Annotated in this window: 22 protein-coding genes; 15 read left to right on the forward strand and 7 right to left on the reverse strand. The window is 62.6% G+C overall.

Going from position 1 to position 23,213, the window contains the following annotated elements:
• Nucleotides 1-676 precede the first annotated feature (676 nt).
• Entirely contained in the window at nt 677-1,384 is a 708-nt protein-coding gene (locus V8U06_RS17855) for a glutathione S-transferase family protein (protein ID WP_427141808.1), read from the reverse strand.
• Nucleotides 1,385-1,490: 106 nt separating this feature from the next.
• On the opposite strand from V8U06_RS17855, the gene V8U06_RS17860 reads away from it, so the two are divergent.
• Nucleotides 1,491-2,414 carry a LysR substrate-binding domain-containing protein gene (locus V8U06_RS17860; protein WP_427141809.1) on the forward strand — a complete coding sequence of 308 codons (924 nt, stop codon included), beginning with the start codon at nt 1,491-1,493 and terminating at the stop codon, nt 2,412-2,414.
• A gap of 272 nt (nt 2,415-2,686) precedes the next feature.
• Here V8U06_RS17860 and V8U06_RS17865 read toward each other — a convergent pair whose 3' ends face one another.
• Nucleotides 2,687-4,753 carry a pyridoxamine 5'-phosphate oxidase family protein gene (locus tag V8U06_RS17865; protein WP_427141810.1) on the reverse strand — a complete coding sequence of 689 codons (2,067 nt, stop codon included), beginning with the start codon at nt 4,751-4,753 and terminating at the stop codon, nt 2,687-2,689.
• Between the two features lie 58 nt (nt 4,754-4,811).
• Nucleotides 4,812-5,423, reverse strand: coding sequence for a glutathione S-transferase family protein (locus V8U06_RS17870; protein WP_427141924.1), 612 nt, complete (start codon nt 5,421-5,423; stop codon nt 4,812-4,814).
• Between the two features lie 120 nt (nt 5,424-5,543).
• Between V8U06_RS17870 and V8U06_RS17875 the strand changes: the two genes are divergently transcribed.
• Nucleotides 5,544-6,440 (forward strand): LysR family transcriptional regulator, encoded by an 897-nt coding sequence (locus tag V8U06_RS17875; protein ID WP_427141811.1) that lies wholly within the window; start codon nt 5,544-5,546, stop codon nt 6,438-6,440.
• Nucleotides 6,441-6,639: 199 nt separating this feature from the next.
• On the opposite strand, the gene V8U06_RS17880 is transcribed toward V8U06_RS17875, so the two are convergent.
• Entirely contained in the window at nt 6,640-6,966 is a 327-nt protein-coding gene (locus V8U06_RS17880; protein ID WP_427141812.1) for an ArsR/SmtB family transcription factor, read from the reverse strand.
• Between the two features lie 80 nt (nt 6,967-7,046).
• On the opposite strand from V8U06_RS17880, the gene V8U06_RS17885 reads away from it, so the two are divergent.
• Nucleotides 7,047-8,243, forward strand: a complete 1,197-nt coding sequence (locus V8U06_RS17885; protein ID WP_427141813.1) for an MFS transporter — start codon at nt 7,047-7,049, stop codon at nt 8,241-8,243.
• Between the two features lie 68 nt (nt 8,244-8,311).
• Here V8U06_RS17885 and V8U06_RS17890 read toward each other — a convergent pair whose 3' ends face one another.
• The gene (locus tag V8U06_RS17890; protein WP_427141814.1) at nt 8,312-9,082 is read right to left on the reverse strand and encodes an IclR family transcriptional regulator; all 771 of its coding nucleotides are present in this window, start codon (nt 9,080-9,082) and stop codon (nt 8,312-8,314) included.
• Nucleotides 9,083-9,303: 221 nt separating this feature from the next.
• Between V8U06_RS17890 and V8U06_RS17895 the strand changes: the two genes are divergently transcribed.
• The 12 genes from V8U06_RS17895 to V8U06_RS17950 all read left to right on the forward strand — a co-directional run bounded on the left by V8U06_RS17895 (nt 9,304) and on the right by V8U06_RS17950 (nt 19,979).
• Complete coding sequence (locus V8U06_RS17895) at nt 9,304-10,140, forward strand: cyclase family protein (RefSeq protein ID WP_427141815.1); 837 nt, start codon at nt 9,304-9,306, stop codon at nt 10,138-10,140.
• A gap of 32 nt (nt 10,141-10,172) precedes the next feature.
• Nucleotides 10,173-10,523, forward strand: a complete 351-nt coding sequence (locus V8U06_RS17900; protein WP_427141816.1) for a cupin domain-containing protein — start codon at nt 10,173-10,175, stop codon at nt 10,521-10,523.
• Complete coding sequence (locus V8U06_RS17905; RefSeq protein ID WP_427141817.1) at nt 10,520-11,314, forward strand: SDR family NAD(P)-dependent oxidoreductase; 795 nt, start codon at nt 10,520-10,522, stop codon at nt 11,312-11,314. The genes V8U06_RS17900 and V8U06_RS17905 overlap by 4 nt, the downstream gene beginning before the upstream one ends.
• Before the next feature lie 27 nt (nt 11,315-11,341).
• On the forward strand, nt 11,342-12,244 hold the full coding sequence (locus V8U06_RS17910) for a 3-hydroxyacyl-CoA dehydrogenase family protein (protein WP_427141818.1): 903 nt from the start codon (nt 11,342-11,344) through the stop codon (nt 12,242-12,244).
• Between the two features lie 53 nt (nt 12,245-12,297).
• The gene (locus tag V8U06_RS17915) at nt 12,298-13,557 is read left to right on the forward strand and encodes an ABC transporter substrate-binding protein (RefSeq protein ID WP_427141925.1); all 1,260 of its coding nucleotides are present in this window, start codon (nt 12,298-12,300) and stop codon (nt 13,555-13,557) included.
• Between the two features lie 26 nt (nt 13,558-13,583).
• Nucleotides 13,584-14,909 (forward strand): ABC transporter substrate-binding protein, encoded by a 1,326-nt coding sequence (locus V8U06_RS17920; protein WP_427141819.1) that lies wholly within the window; start codon nt 13,584-13,586, stop codon nt 14,907-14,909.
• A gap of 9 nt (nt 14,910-14,918) precedes the next feature.
• A complete protein-coding gene (locus V8U06_RS17925; protein WP_427141820.1) occupies nt 14,919-15,581 on the forward strand; it encodes a DAPG hydrolase family protein in 663 nt (220 codons plus the stop codon).
• A 155-nt stretch (nt 15,582-15,736) separates the two neighbouring features.
• The gene (locus V8U06_RS17930) at nt 15,737-16,465 is read left to right on the forward strand and encodes an ABC transporter ATP-binding protein (RefSeq protein ID WP_427141821.1); all 729 of its coding nucleotides are present in this window, start codon (nt 15,737-15,739) and stop codon (nt 16,463-16,465) included.
• Complete coding sequence (locus V8U06_RS17935; RefSeq protein WP_427141822.1) at nt 16,458-17,159, forward strand: ABC transporter ATP-binding protein; 702 nt, start codon at nt 16,458-16,460, stop codon at nt 17,157-17,159. Before V8U06_RS17930 ends, V8U06_RS17935 begins: the two co-directional genes overlap by 8 nt.
• Nucleotides 17,160-17,162: 3 nt before the next feature.
• Nucleotides 17,163-18,026: a branched-chain amino acid ABC transporter permease gene (locus V8U06_RS17940; protein ID WP_427141823.1), complete on the forward strand. Its 864-nt coding sequence runs from the start codon at nt 17,163-17,165 to the stop codon at nt 18,024-18,026.
• Nucleotides 18,027-18,030: 4 nt separating this feature from the next.
• A complete protein-coding gene (locus V8U06_RS17945) occupies nt 18,031-19,038 on the forward strand; it encodes a branched-chain amino acid ABC transporter permease (RefSeq protein ID WP_427141824.1) in 1,008 nt (335 codons plus the stop codon).
• A gap of 8 nt (nt 19,039-19,046) precedes the next feature.
• Nucleotides 19,047-19,979 carry a 3-keto-5-aminohexanoate cleavage protein gene (locus tag V8U06_RS17950; protein WP_427141825.1) on the forward strand — a complete coding sequence of 311 codons (933 nt, stop codon included), beginning with the start codon at nt 19,047-19,049 and terminating at the stop codon, nt 19,977-19,979.
• Between the two features lie 365 nt (nt 19,980-20,344).
• Here the strand turns inward: V8U06_RS17950 and V8U06_RS17955 are convergent, their stop codons facing one another.
• On the reverse strand, nt 20,345-20,950 hold the full coding sequence (locus V8U06_RS17955; protein WP_427141826.1) for a nucleoside deaminase: 606 nt from the start codon (nt 20,948-20,950) through the stop codon (nt 20,345-20,347).
• Between the two features lie 77 nt (nt 20,951-21,027).
• Nucleotides 21,028-22,515 carry a nucleobase:cation symporter-2 family protein gene (locus V8U06_RS17960; protein WP_427141827.1) on the reverse strand — a complete coding sequence of 496 codons (1,488 nt, stop codon included), beginning with the start codon at nt 22,513-22,515 and terminating at the stop codon, nt 21,028-21,030.
• Nucleotides 22,516-23,213 lie beyond the last annotated feature (698 nt).

Genomic DNA, 23,213 nt, shown 5'->3' on the forward strand with positions numbered 1-23,213 from the left:
TCTATACGCGCGACGTCTTCGGACGGGACTGATCAGGCGAGCCAGGCCGGCAGGCGTGGCGGCGTCCGGCCGGTCAGGGCAATGCAGAAAACAACTATCCTCAAATCGAGCTAGAGCTAACGAGAAACAAGATGCCAAAGCAACATGCGAGGCCGAGCGGTCGTTCACCGCACCCAGAGCATAGCGGCAACGAGATAAACGACGTTGGGCGAGCCCTTCCCTTGCCTGCCTTTGGTGGAGCCTCGACCGAGGACCTCCGGTCGGTCTACGAGGCTGTTAGGACGGTGCTGTTTCAAAGGGAAGACATGCGCGTGAACGTTCCCTCTTCAGAACATACCGCTCATAAGCTTATCGCGACTAAAGACAGCTTAGCGATGACCTCGGGCTGAAACCCGACGAAGGTAGCAAGAAGTCGGGAATTGGCCTCAAGATCACGCCTCCGGCTTCGGTGGCCTCCAAAAGACAAACCCGGCGCGTCCGACCGCAAGCACAGAATATGGAGGTTGTTGAGCAGCCCCCTCGGCGGCATCGTGCATGATTTCAACAGCATGCTCACCGGTGCCCTCCGCACGGATTCGCTCGTCGCGGCTCCCGACGGGCAACTGCAAGTGCGATAATCGGCACAGGTACCGCCGAAGAATGCCGGCGAACTATCGCCGGCATTCTTTCCGGCCGATCAGGCTGCCTTCTCCAATCTACCAAGCATGTCGCCAAGCGTCACATGACCAAGGAAGCCGCCGGCGCTGGTGGCCTCCTCAGCATGCTCGATCGCATGGGCGAAGCGAACGGCAGGATCATCGAGCAGACGCTGATAGAGACCGTTCAGCGCCGGATAGGCAGTACGGTCAACCACCTTGTGGAAATCGTTCCAGCGGGCAATGCCCATGAAATAGGCGTCAGCCAGGCTCTTACCGTCGCCCACCAGCCATTTCCGGCCATCGAGGAGGGTCTCGAGCTGGGCGTGCGCGTGCTCGACCTTGGCAATGCCATAGGCGCGAAGGGCCTCGCGCGCCTCGTCCGTCAGCGGGTGCTCGATAGCATACCAGAGCGGACTGAAGGCATTGAAGAAGCAGGTGTTGAGAAACGCCAGCATCTGCTTCAATCGGTCGTCTTCGGGCGAGCCGGGGGCAAAGCCAAGACCCTTGTCGATCGTCTTTGCCGCGATATGGCCGAGAATGGCCATGCTTTCGCTGACCAGACGACCATCAGGCAACATCAGGGTTGGCGTCTCGCCGACCGCATTGATGCGCTTGTAGTCAACACCGGACACCGTCTCCGGCATATCGACACGGCAGAGATTGTATTGAACGCCGGACCATTCCAGCGCGACGATGGAGCCAAAGGAGCAGCCTTCCGGCACGCCGTAGAAGAGAGTAAGGGGCATTTGCCTGTCCTTTCATGTTGAATGTTGGTGACCACATCGATATGCCATTGGAGACGCCCAGCCTGTAGAGGCGTTTATTTCACCTTAAAGTCCACAGATGTGAACGATGGCTCTTAATCTCAACGACCTCGGAATCTTCGTACAGGCGGTAGAGCACGGCAGCTTCGCCGCAGCGGGACGTCGGCTCGGCATGCCGAAATCGACGATCAGCAAGCGGGTCGCGGAGCTGGAAGCGATGCTTGGTGCCCGCTTGATCCATCGCACCTCGCGCAGTTTTTCGCTGACAGATGTCGGGCGTGATTTCTTCGAACACGCACGCGCGAGCATTATCGAAGCCGAGAATGCCGAAACGATCGTACGCACGCGTCTCGGCGAACCGAGTGGCACGGTAAGGCTGACGACGTCGGTGCCAACGGCGCAGTTTACGCTGGCGCCGCTGCTGGACAGGCTGGCCGCACGGTATCCGAAGCTTCTGCTGTCACTGCATGTCACGGATCGCTTCGTCGATATCGTGCAGGAGGGTTTCGACATCGCCATCCGCAGCCATCAGCAGCCGCTGCCGGATTCGGCGCTGGTACAGCGGCGCATGGCCGCGCACGACTTCTACATCGTGGCCGCGCCCTCCTACCTGGATCGATACGGCCGGCCAGAAAAGCCGGCGGATCTGGCCGGCCACAACGCGATCGTTGCCAACGCAGCCGAAACATCGTGGCGGCTGCTGGCAGCCGATGGCACGCTTCAGCGGGCCTTGGTCAATCCGGTCATGGCCGCCGACGAGCCCTTCGTGCTGCTTAGGGCGGCCTCCTCCGGCATCGGGATCACCGTGCTGCCGACCTCGGTTTGTGCGACTGCTGTCATCGACGGCACGCTCGAGCGGGTGCTGCCGGAATGGACTGCCGGGCAGATCACGACCACCATCTTGATGCCGCACCGCCGCGGACAGCTGCCGGCGGTCCGCGCAGTGGTCGATTTTCTGCTGGAACATGCAGATGCACAGTCGGGCGTCTTGAACTCGCTCGCCAATGCGTGAACTCAGCTTTGTTCTTGTCGCCGCATGATTTTGGCACGACGATGAAGGGCGGTCTCGACATCACCCGGCCGGTTCCAAAGGGATACCGCGGAGCCAGGGTTCGCACCTGAACAACGGGCTGTGCAACCGCCACCTCGGCATTCAAGCCGAAGGACCTTGTCGATCTGACGATTACGGCCGCCGCGATGAAGGCTTTCAACCGGCTCGGCGCGCTGTTCGGGCTTTCACTCGCGGCCACACAATTTACGGCTCGCCGATCGTCTCAGCAGCAGTCAAAGCTCCAGAAACAGATCATTGCCTTCCGCGGGCACGGAACAACAGATCAACGCTTCCTCGTCAGAAACCACATAGGTGGGGCTAGATAGATAGCTGACCGCACCCTTTGCTATCTTCGTTTTGCAATCGCCACAGTGACCAGCGCGGCAACCAAACGGTGGACTCAGTCCACGCTTCTCCACAAGATCAAGCAATGGGCCATCGTCCGGCTTCCAACGAGCCTCCTTCCCCGATTTTGTGAGGATGACCCGGACCGGCTCCGTGGCGGCAGGCGCAGCGGAAGGAGCGCGCATGCCTGGTCCGGCGTCACGCTTCAAGCCGGATGGCCCGAAGGGCTCGGCGTGGATCCTGTTGTCGGCAATATTCAAGCGCCGCAAACTGTCATAGAGCGCCTGCATGAAGGAGGCAGGCCCGCACAGATAGAAATCGTGGTCACCAAAGGGCAAGCGCGCCTTCAGCAATTCTACGTCGATGCGGCCCGCTGCGTCATAACTCCCCTCGTCGGCGGATGAGGGCGCACTCAGGACCCGCACATCTCGGACAGAGCCCTGCCCACGCTCGACAAGTTCGGCAATCTCCACGTCAAATGCTCTTTCTTTGAACGTGCGAGACGATCTGAATAGCCAGACTGGACGACGGTAGCGTGTCCTGTCGCCCTCATGGATGACGTGGCGCAACATCGACAACAGCGGCGTAATGCCGATGCCGGCGGCAAGCAACACGGCCGGTCGGCTGCGTTCCATCGCATCGAGGGTGAAAGATCCGGCCGGCCCTAGCGTCTCGATTTCGTCACCTTCCCGCATGCCGTGCAAAAGGGCGGACGCCGTACCTTCGCGCTTCACGCTCAGCCGGTAATAACCGTCGGAGGGTGCGCTCGATACCGTGTAGCTGCGGTGGATAAAGCGATCTCGATCGGCGATCCGGACCGCGAGATGCTGCCCCGCCAGATGCGGGACAACCGCCTCACCATCCATCGGCGCAAGACACAGGGATCGAATCGTAGTGCTTTCTTCAACGATTGCATCGATGCGGAGCCGCCGCCATGTCGTTGCCTTGGCAGCCGCCCGGAGGCGGCCGTCCGCCTCCGGCCAGCTCCCGGTCATCAGAGTGCTCGGCGATATTCCGTTTTCCGCGAACGTCCACCGCATAGGCAGCGCATCGGGCCGCAGAACCACCGTCTCGGGGATGACCCGCCAGAGCCGCTCGGCGCCCTCGAACGCCGCGATTTCTGGACTTTCCAGAATGACCTCGGTTCGGCCGGCAATCTGAAGTACGTCGCCTTTCTCGTGGTCGATGAACAGCAGGCCAGCGCGCGCATTGACGAGGAGGTTGCCAAGCGTATTGAAGAACAGGTTGCCGTTGAAATCGGGAATGGTGAGCCCGCCGTCTGCGTCGATGCGCACGAAGCCCGGCCTGCCGCCGCGATGGGAGACATCGACCTGTCGGCCCTCGTTTTCGCGGTCTGCGTAGGAGGCAACGAAGAACGTATCGGCCGCCATAATGATCTGACGCGCGCGATCGCCCAGTTGGTCCGATACCACCGGCGCGTATGACGAGATCTCGGCCGGATCTCTGACGAACCGGAAATGCCGGTTCTGGATATAGCGTGGGCAGTTCCCGTAGCTGTCACCGACGACAACGGAAAATCGATCGTTCCCGCTTCGCACGATCTTGCCGTTCATCCGGTTGCGGCGTCGAGTGATAAGATCGATGCCAAGCAATCCGACACGATCACCGTCATCCATCCCCTCATCCGCCGGATCGGCGGGATCGCGTATTGCGTTGATCTCCAGAGTCTGCGGATCGGGAGAGTGCAGAAAGCCCGGCTCACCACAGCGGATCGTCGCCCAGGGAACGCCGTGGCGATCAACGGTTCCAACGGCAATAAAGGAAATGAGCGAGAAAAACTCACGATGCTGGTCGAGCAGGAAATGCCGCACGAACTTTCGCCCTACCGTATCCATCTGCGCGGCAACGCCGGCATAGCGCTGCAAGTTGAGCTCGCCTTCGTGCCATGGGGAAGGCGATCGAGCGGCCTTGGCCGCCTCTGATGTGTCAAACATGAGGGCTCCTTCTCAAAAAAGGATGCAGCCGGAAGGCGGCCGGCCGCATCCTGTGCCGTCAGGCGGCGAGACCGATTGCCGTTTTGGGGAAAGGCACGAAGCCCGGCAGAGCCTCGATGCGGGCCAGCCAATGTCGGACTTCCGGGTGCCGCGTCAGATCTACATTCCCTTCCGGCGCGCTGACGATGTAGCTGTAGAGCGCGATATCCGCGATGGTCGGCCGGTCGCCGACGATGAACCGATGGCGCTCGAGTTCCGCATTGACCAGACCCAGAACATGATGGGCGCGGGCTATCACCTCCTCAGCGCGGAAATCGGCGCTGAAAATCGTGATCAGACGTGCCGCAGCAGGCCCGTAGGCGATCTCGCCAGCAGCCACAGAAAGCCATTTCTGGATGGACGCAACGGACTGAAGATCGTTGGGTAGCCAATCGTTGCGGCCAAGCTTGGTCGCCAGATAGACGAGGATGGCGTTGGAATCCGCAACGATGACGCCATCGTCATCAAGGACAGGAACCTGGCCGAGGGGATTGAGCTTGAGGAAATCCGGCTTCTTGTGTGCGCCATTTGCCAGATCCACGTCGACGATATCTGCCTTGACGCCGAGGAGCGACAGGAACAGCAAAGCGCGATGGGCATGACCGGAAAGCGGGAAATTGTAGAGTTTCATGAAAGGCTCCTTGAAAGCGTCGAACAAAAGCGTCGATGACAGCAAGGAAGCTATTGGCATCCGTAATTCGGTAGTAGATGGATATTCAAAAAGGTATCCTCTCAAATTCTGGAATGATCTATGGATCGTCTCGACGCCATGTCCGTGTTCATCGCGGTGGTCGAACACGGTAGTCTCTCCGCCGCGTCCAGGGCCTTGCATTCGCCGCTGCCGACCGTCAGCCGGAAGATTTCCGAACTCGAAGCGCATCTCGGGGTGCGCCTGATCACGCGTACCAGCCGCAAGATCCTCTTGACCGAAGCTGGCGAAGGCTATGTGGGCGCCGCGCGCGAAATCCTCGGACGGGTCGAGGAGGCCGAACGCCGTGCCTCCGGTGAGTATGTCAGTCCGCGTGGAGACCTGGCGGTGACCGCACCAATCGTCTTCGGCCGCCTGCATGTGCTTCCTGTCGTTACGGAGTTCCTGAAGGCGTTTCCCGACATCAATATCCGCCTGACGATGAGCGACAGGTCGATCAGTCTCGCCGACGAGCAGATTGATGTGGCGCTTCGGATTGGCCAGCTTTCGGACAGCAGCCTCATCGCCACTCGCCTCGGCGCGATCCGCACGACCGTCTATGCCAATCCGGATTATCTGAGACGCAATCCAGCCCCTGTCCACCCGCAGGACCTATCGAACCACGACTGCATCGCCTTCGAAGGGCTGCTGTCAAACCGGTTCTGGACATTCCGCCAAGGGCAGCAGGAGATGTCCGCACCGATCCGGCCACGTCTCTCAGTCAATACGGCAGAAGCGGCCGTTGATACTGCGTCTGCCGGTTTGGGTATCACCCGTGTCATGGCCTACCAGGCAAGGCGTGCCGTGGAGGCCGGCCTGCTGGTACCACTGCTGGAAAACTTCGAACTGGATCCCGCACCGGTGCAGCTCGTGCATCTGTCGCAAGGTCTGATGCCATTGAAGCTCAGGACGTTTCTGGATTTTGCCGCTCCGAGGCTGAAGGCGACCTTGTCACGGTGAGTCCTGCGAGCCGCCCGGAACCAAGGCTGACGGACGCGATCGATAATTGGCACAAGACAGCGTCTCGGGAATTGGCTGGGAATGGATGGGCAAATGGAACCTCAATAGAGGCTCATCCTCCACGACGAGCCTGGAACGCCTGCGTTCGGCGCTATGTTGAGCACACAACGGAATCTGGATTCGGCCTATCCCGCAAGCCTTAGATTTCGGCTGGCGCGCTCAGGACTGAGCCTATCAGGCCGGGAAACCGGGCTTCCAGGTCGTCACGCCGAAGGCTGAGGCGGCGGCCGCGGCCGAGCGGCTCGTTCCGGATGACGCCAGCCTCGCGGAGCACCTTCATCAGATGCGACTTGGTCGATTTCGGTATCGAGGGATCGGAAAGGTGGCACTGCGCCATATCAAGCGGACCATCGGCGAGCTGGCGCACGATGGCCAGCCGCTCGGGATCGCTCAGGGCGAAAAGCACGTCGGTCAGCCGCAGCTCGCTGCGGGCGGGGTGGGTGAGCTCGGTGAGATCGGACGCCATGGTTCGAAATTAGTTGAACTGTTGGGAAAATGATAGTAGAAATTGGTTCGATGTTTTTCGAACCGTGCAATAGGTGCCCCGTGACGGATACGATGCTTTCCATGCCGCTCCGCAGCCTCGCGGGCTTCCGCATCACGCTTGCGGGAATGGCCGTAATGATGGCCGGCGCCAGCGCACCCTCGCCCTTCTACCCCACGCTGCAGCAGGAAATTGGTTTTTCAGCCGCAATGCTGACCGGGATCTTCGCGGTCTATACGGTTGCGCTACTGGTGTCCCTGCTCGTCACGGGATCGCTGTCGGACCATGTCGGCCGGCGACCGGTGATTTCTGGGGGATTTGCCCTCATGGCGCTGAGCTTGCTTCTCTTCTGGCAGGCGGGCGATGTGGCCGGCTTGACCGCGGCGCGGGCATTGCAGGGCATCGCCGCGGGGCTGCTGCTGTCGGCGCTCTCGGCGGCCGTGGTCGATCTCGAGCCGAAGGACAAGCCGGGCAGCGCCACGGTATGGAACTCCGTCATCCCGCTCGGCGGGCTCGCCGTAGGCGCCCTCGTGGCGGGCATATTGATGGACGTGACCGAGATGGCGGAGGCGGATGTGTTCGGCACGCTGGTCGTCGCCTATGCGCTGTTTGCCGCCGTGATCTGGTTCATCCCCGAGACCGCGCCGCGGCATGAGGGGGTCTGGGCCTCGCTTCGACCCCGGATCGGCGTGCCGGCAACGGCGGCCCCGGCATTCTGGCGCAGCGCGCCGGCCGTCGTCGCCGGCTGGGCCACGGGCGGGCTCTATCTCTCCCTCGGCGCGCCGATCGTAAGGCACGTCTTCGGCGCGGAAGATCACATCACGCAGGCAGGCGTGATCGCGCTGCTCTGCGCGGCCGGCGCGGCGGCCTGCTACATCGCGCGTGGCTATTCCTCCCGCCAGGTCACGCTCTTTGGCACCTCGGCATTGTCGATCGGCACCGCATTGACGCTTGTGGCGATCGCCTGGCCGTCCCTGCCTGCCTATCTCGCGGCGCTTGTCATTGCCGGGACGGGATTTGGCACCTGTTTCTACGGCGTGCTGCGCTCCATCGTTCCCGTCGTACGAGCAGACGAGCGAGGCGAACTTTTCGCCGCACTCTTCACGCTGAGCTATCTCGCCTTCGGTCTTCCCACCCTGCTGGCCGGCCTTGCCGTCGGCATCTACGGGTTGACGTCCACGGCGCTGGGCTATGGCGCATTGATCGTGCTCTTCTCCGCGACAGCGGGTTTGCTGCGCAAGTTCGGGACATCGGACTGATCCGACATCACGCCCGGCAAGCGAGCCGGAGCGCGGGGAGAGCAGCCGTAAGGTACATCAGCGATCGATCAACTTCCAAGAACCCGAAGCAGGTCCGTGCGCAGTCGTTGCAGCGCTGCCATCACCGCCGTCTTCTGCTGTCCGAAGCGCGGGCTGGGGATCGGTACGGACACGGAATGCAGGTCACCGACGACATCGGTAAAGGCGAAACCGAGCGCGCTGATACCGTCGGTATGATCATCGTGGTCTTCCGCAAAGCCGGTCGCGCGGGCGATGTTCAGCGCTTTTGAAAGCCGCGGCCAGTCGGGCTCCTGATCAAGCCGCTCCCATTCGTTCTCGGCCATCTTGCGCGCTTCGGAATCCGACAGAAGCGCCAGGCACGCGCGGCCATTGGCTGTCGAGGTGACCGGGAACACCTCTCCAACAGACGACACGGCGCGCAATCGATGTGTTCCTTGGACCTGATCGAGAAAGATCATGCGCCCGCCGCGAAGCACCGACAGATCGACCGTTTCGCCTGTATCCTCCATCAGCTCCTGCAGAAGCGGCCGTAACTGATCGACGATGTTGTATCGCGCGGCCCTGGCGAGAGCATGCAGCTCAGGCCCAAGACGCACGCCCCCGGCCGTCCCCGACGTGATCACCAGGCGCTCTTCCTGAAGGGCCTGGACGATACGCTGAACCGTCGAACGCGGCAGTTCCACCCGCTCGGCGATCTGACCAAGGCTCATGCCGCCCGGCGCCTCCTTGAGTGTCCGCAGGACGGCGGCAGCGCGGGCGATCACCTGCACGCCTTGGCGAGCCCCTGCCTTGTCGGTGTCCGCATCTTCGACGGTCATTCATCGTCCTTCAGAAAAAATAGAAACGACGCTCCTCACGCGCCACCGAGAGCGACGCAAAGCGATGAAAACCACAATACGATACAGGAGAACTGCATTGCAAGATTCTTGTTGACCACGATGCGGTTCGGATGCATCAATATGCGGGACAGACTGGAGGGAGCCTTTCTGCTCCCGAAAGCGATTACCGCCGCTCCGCGGCGAACGGAGGAGAGTTTCATATGGTCAAAATTCGCGGCATTGAATTCGAGGGCAATCTCGAGAACAGCATGGGGCTGGAGTTCTACAACCTGAGCCACCGCTTCGGTTTCCAGAACCCGAACTGGCCCTATTTCCAGGACACCAAGATCGAACGCATCCACTACATGGCCAAGTCGGGCGTGCTGTCGCAGCGCATCACCACGACGATGCACGCAACGACCCATATCGATGCCCCGGCGCATGTGGTGCAGGGCACCCCCTTCATCGACGAGGTGCCGCTGCCGCATTTCTTCGGCACCGGCATCGTCGTCGGCATGCCCAAGAAGAAGTGGGAATTCATCACCGGTGACGACCTCGAGGCGGCCTGCGGCAAATCGATCCGCAAGGGCGACGTGCTGATCATCAATACCGGCTGGCACAAGGACTACGAGGACGGCGACTACTTCGCCTACTGCCCAGGCTTCGTGAAATCCGCTGGCGAGTGGATGGTCGAAAAGGGCGTCAAGGTCGTCGGCCATGACACGCAGGCAAACGACCACCCGCTTGCAACCGCGATCGGCCCGCAGCGCAATGGCCCGCTGCTGCCGCATCTGGAAGCGGAATGGCGCGAGCATACCAACGGCGGCGACTGGAAAAAGGACTTCCCCGAATGGGAGCCCGTCCACCAGATCCTGTTCAAGAACGGCATCCTCGGCATCGAGAATGTCGGCGGCGATCTGGACGCCGTCACCGGCAAGCGCTGCACCTTCGCCTTCTTCCCCTGGAACTGGGACCGCGGCGACGGCTGCATCATCCGGCTCGTCGCGATGATCGACAAGACCGGCGACTACCGCATCGAGCGCGGCGAAAATCTCTGACGGCGCAAAAGGGAATTGGGGAGGGCTGCCGGATGCTGGTGAAACGATTTCAGGATGCAAAACCCTATGACGCGCCGAACCATCACGGGGTGGTAGGGCTACGTCTTCAGGGTTTCGAGGACGGTGGACCGCTCAATCAGTGGCTGGGCTACTCACAGTTCCTGCCGGGCGGCGGCGCGGGACCGGATTCCACGCCCTTCGAAAAGGTCTATCTCGTGCTTGAGGGCCAGATGACGGTGATCATGGACGGGCGGGAAATCGTTCTTGGAGCGCTGGACAGTTGCACGATCGCCCCTGGCGAAGTGCGCGAGATCGTCAACAGAACGAACGATGTCTGCAAGATGGTCGTGGTCATCCCCTATCCGCCGAAGGTGTCCCAATGAGCCTGCACGATCCGCTCTCGATGTTCGACGTGAAGGGCAAGGTCGCGCTGATCACCGGCGCATCGGGCGCCTTCGGAATGGTCGCCGCGCGGGTGCTGGCCGGCGCGGGGTGCTCGCTGGTTCTGGCCGCGGGCAAGGCCGCCGAGCTTGCCGCCATCGCGCAACAATGCCGCGACGCCGGCGCCGCAGTCGTCGAAGTGAACACCCGGCCCGACAGCGAAGACAGTTGCGCCGCCCTCGTCCAGGCCGCCGTCGAGAATTTCGGCCGCCTCGACATCCTCGTCGTCGCCTCCGGTATGAACAGGGTGGCGAAGATCGAGGACATGGCGCCCGAGGCTTTCCTGTTGGTGATCGATGCCAATGTGACGCAAAGCTGGCTGCTGGCGCGCGCGGCGACCAGCCAGATGAAACTGCAGGGAGATGGCGGCAAGATCGTTCTTGTCTCCTCCGCGCGCGGCCTATTGGGGCATCCGGCCGGCTACACCGCCTACTGTGCCAGCAAGGCTGCCGTGGACGGAATGACCAAGGCGCTCGGCTGCGAACTGGGGCCGACCGGGATCACCGTGAATGCGATTGCGCCCACCGTCTTTCGCAGTCCGCTGACGGCCTGGATGTTTGAGGATACCGAGAACGCGCAGGCGGTGCGCAACGGGTTCCTCACGCGCGTTCCCAAGGGACGTCTCGGAGAGCCGGAGGATCTGGCGGGGCCGTTGCTATTCCTCGCCTCGAAGGCATCGGATTTCTACACCGGGCATATCCTTTATGCCGACGGCGGTTACACGGCGGGCTGAAGGATGCGCAGGAAGGTACAGACGGCGGTGATCGGCGCGGGGTTGATGGGGCACGGCATCGCTCTGACCCTGGCCCGCGCCGGCCAGAATGTTGCGATCACTGACCCCATGGCCGAGGCGCGTGCGTCGCTTCCCAGGCGGGTGGCGGAAAGCCTGCGCCTCATGGGCGAGGACGATGCCGGCACGACGGGCATTCTGGAAAGGATCGAGATCGTCGATAGCGTTGCCGCGGCCGTCGCGAAGGCTGCATTCGTCTTCGAGGCGGCGCCTGAGAAGATCGCGCTGAAGCAGGGCCTGTTCGCCGAGATCGAGGCGCACGCCCCGGTCGGGGCGATCCTGGCCTCGAACACGTCGGTCATGCCGATCACCGAGATCATGAAGGGGCTCAAGGACAAGAGCCGCGCGCTGGGCACCCATTGGTGGAATCCGCCGCATCTGATCCCCCTGGTCGAGGTGATCCGCACATCCGACACCTCGGAGGCGGCGATATCAGGGATGATGACACTGCTCGCCGACGCCGGAAAAACGCCGGTCAGAGTGGAGAAGGACGTGCCGGGCTTCATCGGCAATCGCTTGCAACACGCCCTGTGGCGGGAGGCCATCTCCCTCGTGGAACGCGGTATCTGCGACGCCGAGGCGGTCGATACTGTCATCAAGGCCAGCTTCGGCCGTCGCCTCGCGGTGCTCGGCCCGCTGGAGAACGCCGACCTCGTCGGTATCGACCTGACGCTGGACATCCATGACACCGTTCTTGCGGATCTGGAGCACCGGCCGGGACCATCCCCTCTCTTGCGGCAGCTTGCGGCCGAGGGGCGGCTGGGGATGAAGTCGGGCGAAGGATTTCGCCGCTGGACGCCGGAGGAGGTGAAGGCGGTGCGTGAAAAGGTCGTGCGCCATCTGCGCGCGCTGGAGGGAATACTCGAAGACTGAACGGACGCGGGCGGCGACGCCCCACATTTCACTGGGAGGATGAAATGACACCGCTGATGAACCGCCGCCGTTTCCTGACCGGGGCTTCTGCCGTGTTGGCGGCCCCCGCGATCCTGCGGGCCACGCGCTCTTATGCGCAGATGCCGACGCTGAAAGTCGGCCATGTCAGCCCGCGCACCGGCCCGCTCGCCGGCTTTGCGGAAGCGGACGACTATATCCTGAAGGCCATCGCCGAGAAATTCGCGGCGGGGATCGAAAACAACGGCAAGGGCTGGCACATCGAGATCATCTCGAAGGACAGCCAGTCGAACCCGAACCGTGCCGCCGAAGTGGCAAGCGAACTCATCCTCAGGGACGAGGTCGACGTCATCGTCGCGGCCTCGACGCCGGACACGGTCAACCCGGTTTCGGACCAGGCCGAGATCAACGGCACCCCTTGCATCACCACGGATTGCCCCTGGCAACCCTACTTCTTCGGCCGCGGCGGCAAGCCGGAGAGCGGTTTCGAGAGCACTTACCACTTCTTCTGGGGGCTGGAGGACGTGATCGGCGCCTTTCTCGACCTGTGGAGCAAGGCGGATGTGGCGAAAACGGTGGGCGGCCTGTTTCCCAACGATGCCGACGGCAATGCGTGGGGCGATGGGGAACTCGGCCTGCCCAAGCCGCTGGCGGCCGCAGGCTACGCTCTGACGGACCCCGGCCGCTACCAGCCGCTGAGCGACGATTTCAGCGCACAGATCAACGCCTTCAAGCAGGCGGGATGCGAGATCGTCACCGGCAATATGATCCCGCCGGATTTCGGCACCTTCTGGTCGCAGGCCGCCCAGCAGGGATTCAAGCCGCGCATCGTGACCATCGGCAAGGCCCTTCTTTTCCCCAGCGCGATCGAGGGTCTGGGCGAGCGTGGCATCGGCCTCTCGTCGGAAGTCTGGTGGTCGCCCGACCATCCCTTCGCTTCGTCGCTGACCGGTGTCTCCTCCGCCGAACTGGCGAATGGCTATACGGCAGCCTCGGGGCGTCCCTGGACCCAGCCCATCGGTTTCAAGCACGCCCTTTTCGAGGTCGTGGCCGATGTGGTGGCACGGGCTGACGATCTGGACGATCCGGCGGCCATCGTCGCCGCGATCGCAGCGACCAATCTCAAGACCATCGTCGGCCCTGTGAACTGGGCGGCCGGACCGGTGAAGAACGTCACCAAGACGCCGCTGGTCGCCGGTCAGTGGGAGAAAGACGGTGGCGCGCTGAATCTGAAGATCGTCGCCAACGCCAATGCGCCGGAGATTCCGCTGGGCGGGGAGCTGACATTGCTCTGACAAGACGGGCACAGCCATCACGGACCATGCGCAAGGTCCTGGACCAGCGCAGAGGCAAGCAACATGAACATCATCTGGGGAATGAGATGAAATCCATAATGTCACGCCGCAGCCTGCTGGCGGCCTCCGGCGCGCTTCTGGCAGCGCCCATGCTTCTGCGCGCCGGCCGCGCGCGAGCCGCCCGTGACACCCTGCGGGTGGGGCTCGTGACCCCGAGCACCGGGCCCCTCGCCTTTTTTGCCGAGCCGGACGCTTTTGTTCTCAAGCGCTTCGAAGCGGTGCTTTCCAAAGGGGTGGACGGACGGCCGGTCGAGATCATCGTCAAGGACAGCCAGTCGAACTCGAACCGCGCAGCAGAAGTCGCTTCGCAGCTGATCCTTGAAGACGAGGTCGTGCTGCTGCTGGCGGCCGGAGGACCGGATACCGTGCTACCGGTTGCCGACCAGGCGGAAATCAACGGAACACCCAGTCTGGCGACGTCCTGCCCCTGGCAGCCCTTCGTCATGGGTCGGGGCAGCACGCCTGAGACCGGGTTCCAGAGCACGTTCCTTTTCGCTTTCGGTCTGGAGGACGTGATCGCCGCCTATCTGAAACTTTGGGAGACACTCCCGAACAACCGCAAAGTCGGCCTGCTCCTTCCCAACGATGCCGACGGAAATGCATGGGGCGACCAAAAATATGGCTTCCCGCCGGCGCTTGCCGCCGCAGGCTATGAGGTCATCGACCCCGGGCGGTATCAGCCGATGTCGGGCGAATTCAGCGCGCAGATCGCGGCCTTCCGCGATGCGGACGTCGATATTGTGATGGGGTCGATGATCCCCCCTGATTTCACGACCTTCTGGACACAAGCCGCCCAACAGCGCCTGCGCCCAAAGGCGGCCACCATCGGCAAATCGTTGTTGTTGCCCAATGTCCTGCAAGGCATCGGCGCTACTGCCAGCGGCCTTACGACTGAACTGGCTTGGCACCCCGATCTTCCCTTTGTCTCGGCCGCGACCGGTGAAAGCGGACGCGATATCGCCAAGGCCTGGGCGGAGGAAACGGGCAAGCCCTGGATCCAGACGCTCGGCCTGAAACACGGTCTCATCGACATCGGGCTCGCCGCCCTGCGCGGCGCGACGGATCCGACTGATGCGGAAAGCATCATCGCCGCCATCCGAAAGCTGGATGTGGAAACGACGATGGGCCGGGCGAACTTCGGCGCCTCTCCAATCGCGAACGTCGCCAAATCGGTGATGCTCGGCGGGCAGTGGTGGCAGTCCCAGGGCGGCTTCAGGCTGGAAATCGCAGCCAATCCTACATCGATCGAGATCCCTGTCACTCGATCCGTCGAACAACTTCCAGAACTCTGAGGATATACGATGCGCTTTGAGAATGTCTCCGATCTTCTGTCGCCGGGCTATCTTCCTTTCGAATCCGGCACAATGGCCTATCCCGACGGCTTTCGCACAGTTGCGGCCTTGACCCGCATGCCGAACTGCCGCGCCAAGATGCTGCACTGGTGGTTCGGCTGGCTGGGCGGCACCGAACAATACAAGCTCTGGCATCCCACGGATCACCTTTTCAGTGACTGGGAAGGTCGCGAAAATGGCGTTTACATCGGCTCCAGTCATCTGGTGCACGAATATCTGGGCGGGGCTGACGGTCCGGTGTTCAAGCTGAAGCTGCAGTTCCAGTCACCTGGGGCGTTTCTGGGCAATCCGGAGTTCGATCAATTCGACGGTCTGGCGGTTTCCGCGCGCATTGGCGATCTGGAAAGCCCCATGAACCTCGGCCGGATGGTGCATTTCATCAGGAATACGCCCTGGGGCTGCGAAATGCGTTCCCGCTTTTTCCTCGGCTTTGTTGAGTCCCGGGACGGAGCGCCTGAGATCCATGCCACAGAGGCCGAAAAACTGCGGCGCGAACTGGTCACTGAAGACCTTGCGCGCAGGCTGCACCAGCACGCGACCGAAGAGATGGGATATCTGGCCGACCTTCTCCCAGTGCTATACCGGCAGGTGACGGGTGACACGCCTTTTTAAGTACGGGATGGCCGCCGCCGGGGCCCCAAAGCTCCGGCCACCGGCGCCCCTGACGTGGTGGCGTCGCGTTTCACCAGGCCACGCACCCAACGCGCCGCATTCAACGAAACATGCCTGAAATCGGACGCGCTGGACCGATGATGATGGAGGCCCCAATGGCCAGTATCCTTAGCCTCAATGGTGTGACGAAGGCCTACGGCGCCGTGACGGTGGCCGACGACCAGAGCTGGAGCTTACAGCAGGGCGAGGCACTGGGCGTGATCGGGCCGAACGGGGCCGGCAAGACCTCGATATTCAATCTCATCACCGGCGCGGTCATGGCGGACCGGGGCACGGTCCGCTTCGCGGAGCAGGACGTGACACGCTGGCCTGCCGCGCGCCGGTGCCGTGCCGGGATCGCCCGCAGCTTCCAGGTGCCGCAGCCCTTCGGCGCGATGACGGTGTTCGAGAACTGCCTGGTCGGCGCGATGCAGGGCGCGGGCCTTGCCGCCCGCGAGGCCGAGGACACCGCGCTCGACGTGCTGGACCGCACCGGCCTGCTGCGCCGCGCCAATACCATGGCCGGCGGATTGCCGCTGCTGGAACGCAAGCGTCTTGAATTGGCGCGCGCGCTCTGCGCGAGACCGAAGCTGCTGCTTCTGGACGAGATCGCGGGCGGGCTCACCGAAAGCGAATGCGAAACCCTCGTGCAGACCATCAGGGACATTCGCTTGACGGGCGTCTCGATCGTCTGGATCGAGCACGTCGTGCATGCCTTGCTCGCGGTGGTCGATCGGCTGATGGTAATCGATTTCGGTCGCAAGATCGCCGAGGGCGAACCACAGACCATCATGGCAAGCCGCGAGGTCCGGGAAATCTATCTGGGGATCGAAGCCGATGCCTGACCTCCTGACAATCGGAAACCTCGATGCCTTCTATGGCGATTTCCATGCCCTGCGCGCCGTGAACGCCCGTGTCGCCGAGGGCGAGGTTCTGGCGATCATCGGGGCGAACGGAGCGGGAAAGACCACCCTGATGCGCTCCATCGCCGGGCTGATCCGCAATGCCCCGCAGCAGATACGCTGGAAGGGCCGGCCCATCGGCGCGCTGCGGGCCGATCAGATTGCGGCCCTCGGCATCGCGCTGGTTCCCGAAGGGCGGCTCCTGTTCCCCTCGCTCAGCGTCGAGGAAAACCTTGTGATCGGCGGACAGACCGGGCGGAAAGGCCCGTGGAATCTTGCGGCGGTGTATCGGCTGTTTCCGATCCTCCAAGAGCGACGCAATCAGCAGTCCACGTCGCTTTCCGGCGGGCAGCAGCAGATGGTGGCCATCGGCCGGGCGCTGATGGCCAATCCCGACCTGATCCTGATGGACGAGATTTCGCTCGGCCTCGCCCCCGTGATCATCAAGCAGATCTACGAGGCCCTGCCCGGCATCGTCGCGCAGGGCATGGCGGCGGTCATCGTCGAACAGGATATCGCCAAGGCCCTGTCGGTGACGAGCCGCCTTTACTGCCTGCAGGAAGGCCGGGTGTCGTTGGAAGGCGCCTCGTCGCAGGTCACGCGCGAGGCCATTGCCCGCGCCTATTTCGGGGTGTGAGGAATGGATTGGCTGAACGCGGTGGTGCAGGGAACCTTGCTGGGCGGGCTTTATGCCCTGTTTGCAGCGGGGCTGAGCCTGATCTTCGGGGTCATGCGGCTGGTCAATATCGCCCATGGCGATCTGATCGTGCTGGCGGCCTATCTGGCGCTGACCACCATGACGCTGCTGGGCCTTTCGCCCCTCCTGGCGCTGATCGTCGTGGTGCCCGTAATGGCGGGATTCGGCTACATCCTGCAACGCGGCATCCTGAACCGGACGATGGGCGAGGACATCCTGCCGCCGCTTCTGGTCACCTTCGGCCTGTCCGTCATTTTGCAGAACACGTTGTTGGTAACTTACACCGCCGACCCGCAGAAACTGCAGGCCGGCGCGCTGGAGACAGCGAGCCTGTCGGTCGGCGAGCTGACCGTCGGGGTTCTGCCACTCATCGTCTTCGCCACGGCCGTCTTCATCATCGGCGCATTGCAATGGATGTTCTACCGCACAGCGCTCGGCCGCGCCTTCCGGGCCACCTCGGACCGGCAGGACGTCGCGCAGCTGATGGGTCTTAACCGGGCGCATGTCTTCGGCCTCGCCATGGCGCTGTCGCTGGCGGTGACCACCGTGGCAGGGGTGTTCCTCGGTATCCGCACCTCTTTCGACCCCGCCATCGGCGGCAGCCGCCTGATCTTCGGCTTCGAAGCGGTCATCATCGGCGGGCTCGGCAATCTGTGGGGCACGCTGGCGGGAGGGGTGATCCTCGGGGTGGCGCAAGCGCTCGGCGGCCAGATCAATCCCGGGTTCCAGATCCTTGCCGGACATATCGTGTTCCTTGTCGTTCTCGCGCTGCGCCCGCGCGGCCTGTTCCCGAAAATGGAGGGCTGAGCCGATGCGCGTCACCCGCACCTCGACCACCGCGCAGGCTGCCATGATCCTGGCCGCGCTGATCCTGATCGTTCTCACCTTCGCACCCTGGTGGGCTGGCCGGGCAGAGATGCGCCTGATGGGGGAAATCTTCCTCTATATGGCGCTCGCCTCGCTTTGGAACCTGCTGGCGGGCTATGCCGGCCTCGTTTCCGTTGGGCAGCAGGCCTATGTCGGCCTTGGCGGCTATCTGCTGTTCGCGCTGACCATGCTCGCGGGGTTTCCGATCCTTCTCGCGCTCCCGCTGGCCGCCGTGGCGGGCGCGGTGATCGCGATGCCGGTCGCCGCGCTTATCTTCCGTCTTCGCGGGGCGTATTTCGCCATCGGCACCTGGGTCATCGCCGAGGTGTTCCGGCTGAGCGCCGCGCAGGTCTCCGCCCTCGGCGGCGGATCGGGCGCCTCGCTGCCCGCGGGTATCGTGAAATCGCTGGCTGAGGGGCGCGACATGCGCGAAGCCCTCGCCTACTGGCTGGCGCTCGGCGTGATGGTCTCGGTGATCGGCGCGGCCTTTCTCATTCTTCGTTCCCGCCACGGCCTTGCGCTGACCGCCATCCGCGACAATGAACTGGCCTCACGCAGCCTTGGTGTCGACATATGGCGTACGAAGTTCGCGGTCTATGTCGTCGTCGCGGGGCTCACGACGCTCGTCGGTGCTCTGATCTTCCTGCAAAAGCTGCGCATCTCCCCGGAAGCAGCTTTTTCCGTCAACGACTGGACGGCTTTCGTCATCTTCATTGTCGTCATCGGCGGGATCGGCACCCTGGAGGGCCCGATCATCGGCACCCTCGTCTTCTTCGCATTGCGTGAGACCATGGCCGATCTCGGCACGACCTATCTGATCGCGCTCGGCCTTGTCGCAATCCTCGTCATGCTGAAAGCGCCGCGCGGGCTTTGGGGTTTGATCCGGTCGCGGACCGACGCCGAACTCTTCCCGCTTTCGCGCCGCGTCCTGAACATTCCCTCCAAGAAGTGAGACCTCCCATGGCCAAACGCCCCAAGACCATCATCACCTGCGCCGTGACCGGCGCGATCCATACGCCCACCATGTCGGACGCCCTGCCCTATACGGCAGACGAGATTGCCGCGCAGGCTATCGCCGCCGCCGAAGCCGGCGCGTCGATCCTTCACCTACACGCCAGGCGCCCGCATGACGGCGGCGTGACCATCGATCCCGAAGCCTTCGCCGCCTTCCTGCCGCGCATCAAGCAATCGACCGATGCCGTCATCAACATTTCGACCGGCGGAAGCCTGAAAAACACTATCGAGGAGCGCATCGCCCCCGCCCTGCGCTTCTCGCCGGAAATGTGCTCCATGAACATGGGCTCGATGAATTTCAGCTTCCATCCGCTGGCCAAGCGCTATGACACCTGGAAGTTCGACTGGGAGAAAGACTACGTCGCCAACTCCGATACCTACATTTTTCGCAACACTTTCGCGGACATACAGAACGCGGCTACGCAGCTTTCGGCGCACGATATCAAGTTCGAGCACGAATGCTACGATGTCGGCCACCTTTACAATCTGCGCTTCTGCATGGACATCGGGCTGTTCAAGGCGCCGGTCTTCATTCAGTTCATTTTCGGTATCCTGGGTGGCATAGGCCCGGAAGTCGACAACCTGATCTTCATGAAGCGCACCGCCGATCGGTTGTTCGGCGGCGATTACCGCTGGTCGGTCCTGGGTGCCGGCGGGGCGCAGATGAGCCTTGCCACCACCGCCAGCCAGATGGGCGGCAATGTCCGTGTCGGGCTGGAGGACAGCCTGTTCATTTCCCGCGGCGCGCTGGCCCAGTCCAATGCCGAGCAGGTCCGAAAGATCCGCCGGATCGTCGAGGACCTCGGCTGCGAGGTCGCCACCCCCGACGAGGCGCGCGAGATACTCGGCCTGAAAGGCGCGGATCGCACCGCGTTCTGATCCTCCTCCCGACACGATATCTCAGCCGATCGGCCTTTGCCTTCGCCGCGACAGGCAGCAAAGAAACCAAAGTTGATCCCATGGACCGCAGAGGCAATGTCGAGACGACCTGCAGGTGTTGCAAGCAGTTGGTTCGATACCTTCGCATGCCTGCCTCAAGGCGGTGTGAGGTAATATTCTATCTGCTTGTTCTGGCCATCAGTTTCCTGGCGAACGCCTGGTCGATAGAGGCGTTCGGCTCTCCGTAGAGGAGAGGGATGGCGGACATCGGGCATCTGTTGCGGGCTATTGAAGGCATCCGAACGACACGCCGCCGGTGCGCGACGTCACCAGCGGCGTATCGGGGGAGATTGGAGCAGGAAGGCTTAGTTGAGCGGGATCGCGTTGCCGTCCTTGCTTGCCTGGTAGACGACGGACAGGTCGTCGTACTTCAACCGGATAGCCTCGGCGCGGTCTTTGAAGTGCTCGCGCTGCGGCTCGGGAAGGCTGTCGACCAGCGCGTCGATCGACCGTCCCTTCCAGAAGGCGTTCGTCTTGTTGTAACCGCCGGCATCCAGCGTGAAGACCTCTTTGAGAATCTTCAGGTCATGCGGAATGGCGAAGGCGTCGCGGGAATCCTCGTGACTGAAGAAATAGAAGAAATTGTCGAAGCCGGCCCAGGTGATTGCCGAGAGGCACATCGAGCACGGTTCGTGCGTCGACAGGAAGATCAGGTCCTTCGAGTCCGGCCGGTCGCATTGCGGCATCTCGTAGAAACGCTTCAGCGTGTGAACTTCACCGTGCCACAGCGGGTTTTCCGTCTCGTTGTTGGTCTCGACAAGAACCGTCGAGAGATCCGACTTGCGCAACAGCGCCGCACCGAAGACCTTGTTTCCGGCGGCGACGCCGGCCTCCGTAGCGGGGATGACGCCGTTTTCCATCGTCCCGAACAGGGCATCGAGCAGGCGTCTGGTTTCTGTTTCTTCCGACATGTTGTCTCCTTTGAGGTCGTAGGAAAGGGGTGGTCCGGACCGAGACGGCCTCGGCCGGACCATGTGATGCAGGCCGTCTAGTGCGCGGGTCCCGCAATCATCGGGATCTCGGCACCCTTGGCGTCGTAGAGTTTGCCGTTGAGGAAGTAGTCGCCGTCGTGAAGCCGGGCGATATCGGTGTAGCGGATCGTCCGCTCCGTGCCCGCCACGAAGACGGACTGCTGATCGGAATTGCCGGCCTTGAAGTGGTTGAACAGGAGGTTGAGGACGATTGCCATCAGCGCGGCGGAGCTGATGCCGGAGTGGAAGATCGTCGCGACCCAGGCCGGGAAGTGCTCGTAGAAGCCGGGCGAGGCGATCGGGATCATGCCGAAGCCGATGGACGTTGCGACGATCACCAGGTTCATGTTGTTCTGGTAGTCGACCTTGGAGAGCGTACGGATGCCGCTTGCCGCGACCGTGCCGAACAGCACGATGCCCGCACCGCCGAGGACCGAGCTCGGCACAGCGGCGACGACCCGCCCCATGACCGGCAGGAGGCCGAGGATGACCAGAAAGAGGCCGCCCGTCGCCACCACATAGCGGCTCTTGACGCCGGTGACGGCGACAAGGCCGACATTCTGCGCAAAGGCGCTTTGGGTAAATGAACCGAAGATCGGTGCGAGGATGCTCGACAACATGTCGGCGCGCAGACCATCGCCGAGACGGCGGGAATCGACCTTCGTCTCAACGATCTCGCCAACGGCAAGGATATCCGCCGATGTCTCCACCAGCGTAACGACGATGACGATGAGCATGGAGATGATGGCGGCAATCTCGAAGGTGGGATAGCCGAAGTGGAAGATCGTCGGCAGCGCGAAGAACGGACCGACCGCTACCTGCGAGAAATCGGTCATGCCGACGGCGTAGGCAATGCCTGTGCCGATCACCAGCGCCAGCAGGATGGACAGCCGCGAGATTGCTGCACTGCCGACCTTGCTCAGCAGGAGTACGATGGCGAGTGTCACCGCCGCGAGCTGGATGTTGGAAGGGCTGCCGAAGTCGGGAGCCTTGCTGTTGCCGCCCATGGCCCAGAACGCGGCGACCGGCATCAGCGTCAGGCCGATCGTGGTGATGACGATGCCGGTAACGAGGGGCGGGAAGAAGCGGGTGATCCGCGAAAAGACCGGCGTTATCACAAGGCCGATCAGCGAGGCGGCAATAACCGCGCCGAGAATTGATGGAATGCCCCCGTTGCCGGAAATGGCGACCATCGTCGCAACCCCGGAAAACGACACGCCCTGCACGAGTGGCAGACGACTGCCGAAGAAGGGCAGGCCGAGGGTCTGCAGAATGGTTGCAAGGCCACCCGCAAAGAGCGATGCGGTCACCAGGAGACCGACATCGCTGGGGCTCAGCCCCGCGGCCTGGCCGACGATCAGGGGAACGGCGACGATGCCTCCATACATCGTCAGCACATGTTGCAGTCCATAGGCGATGTTCGCGCCGATGCTGAGTTTCTCATCTTCCGGGCGTGCGCCGGACGCGCTGTCTTCGTCTGCTGTTGCCAAGGTAAACTCCTCCATACCTTTGCTGTGTTGAATTGTGAGGTGGCCCCGTTTCGTTCAGGCATTGCGGCATGCCCACGGGGTACGGGCGCATGCCAACAGGTTCTCACGCCTGAAGCAGATATCCGCGCGGGTTGCGGCCTTGGCGCGTGCAGGCACAAGGCGATGCCGAGCAGTTTGCAACGGGCATCGGCCCTCTCCGACCGCGCCACTGGCCGGCGCGGGCAACGCGATGACCGCGCTCGAGCGCGCGACATGAAGAAGAGCCACGCAGAGCGCGCTCAAAACAAACGTCGTCAGGAAAGTGAGTATTGTCCGTCATGCTCCACCAGTGCCCATAGTTGAACCGGCTGATTGCCAGTTTCGCCAGGACCCTGTTCCAGGAGGTGCGAACTCCGGATCGTCATCAACATTCGTTGAGCGGGGCATTTCTTGTGAGGCCTAGACCTGCACAGTCACGAAGCTTGCCTTCTTTTCACGAAAGCTGTCAAGCGGTCGTAAGCTGCACCAATCGGCAAAGGCTTCCGACAGAGCTGACGATAGACGCCTCTCGACCGTGGTGTAACCTTTAGACAAATCAAGGCGTCTCGCGCCTTGCACGTCACAACACGGACCTCGATTTTCTCGAAATTGGCAAAACAGCTTCGCCCCCGGCGCACTGATGAGAGGCGTTGATCTTGCTGTCAGTCACGGGAGGGATTGCGGCTTGGGTCGCT

The organism is Shinella sp. G-2, assembly GCF_050172695.1.
Lineage (GTDB): Bacteria > Pseudomonadota > Alphaproteobacteria > Rhizobiales > Rhizobiaceae > Shinella.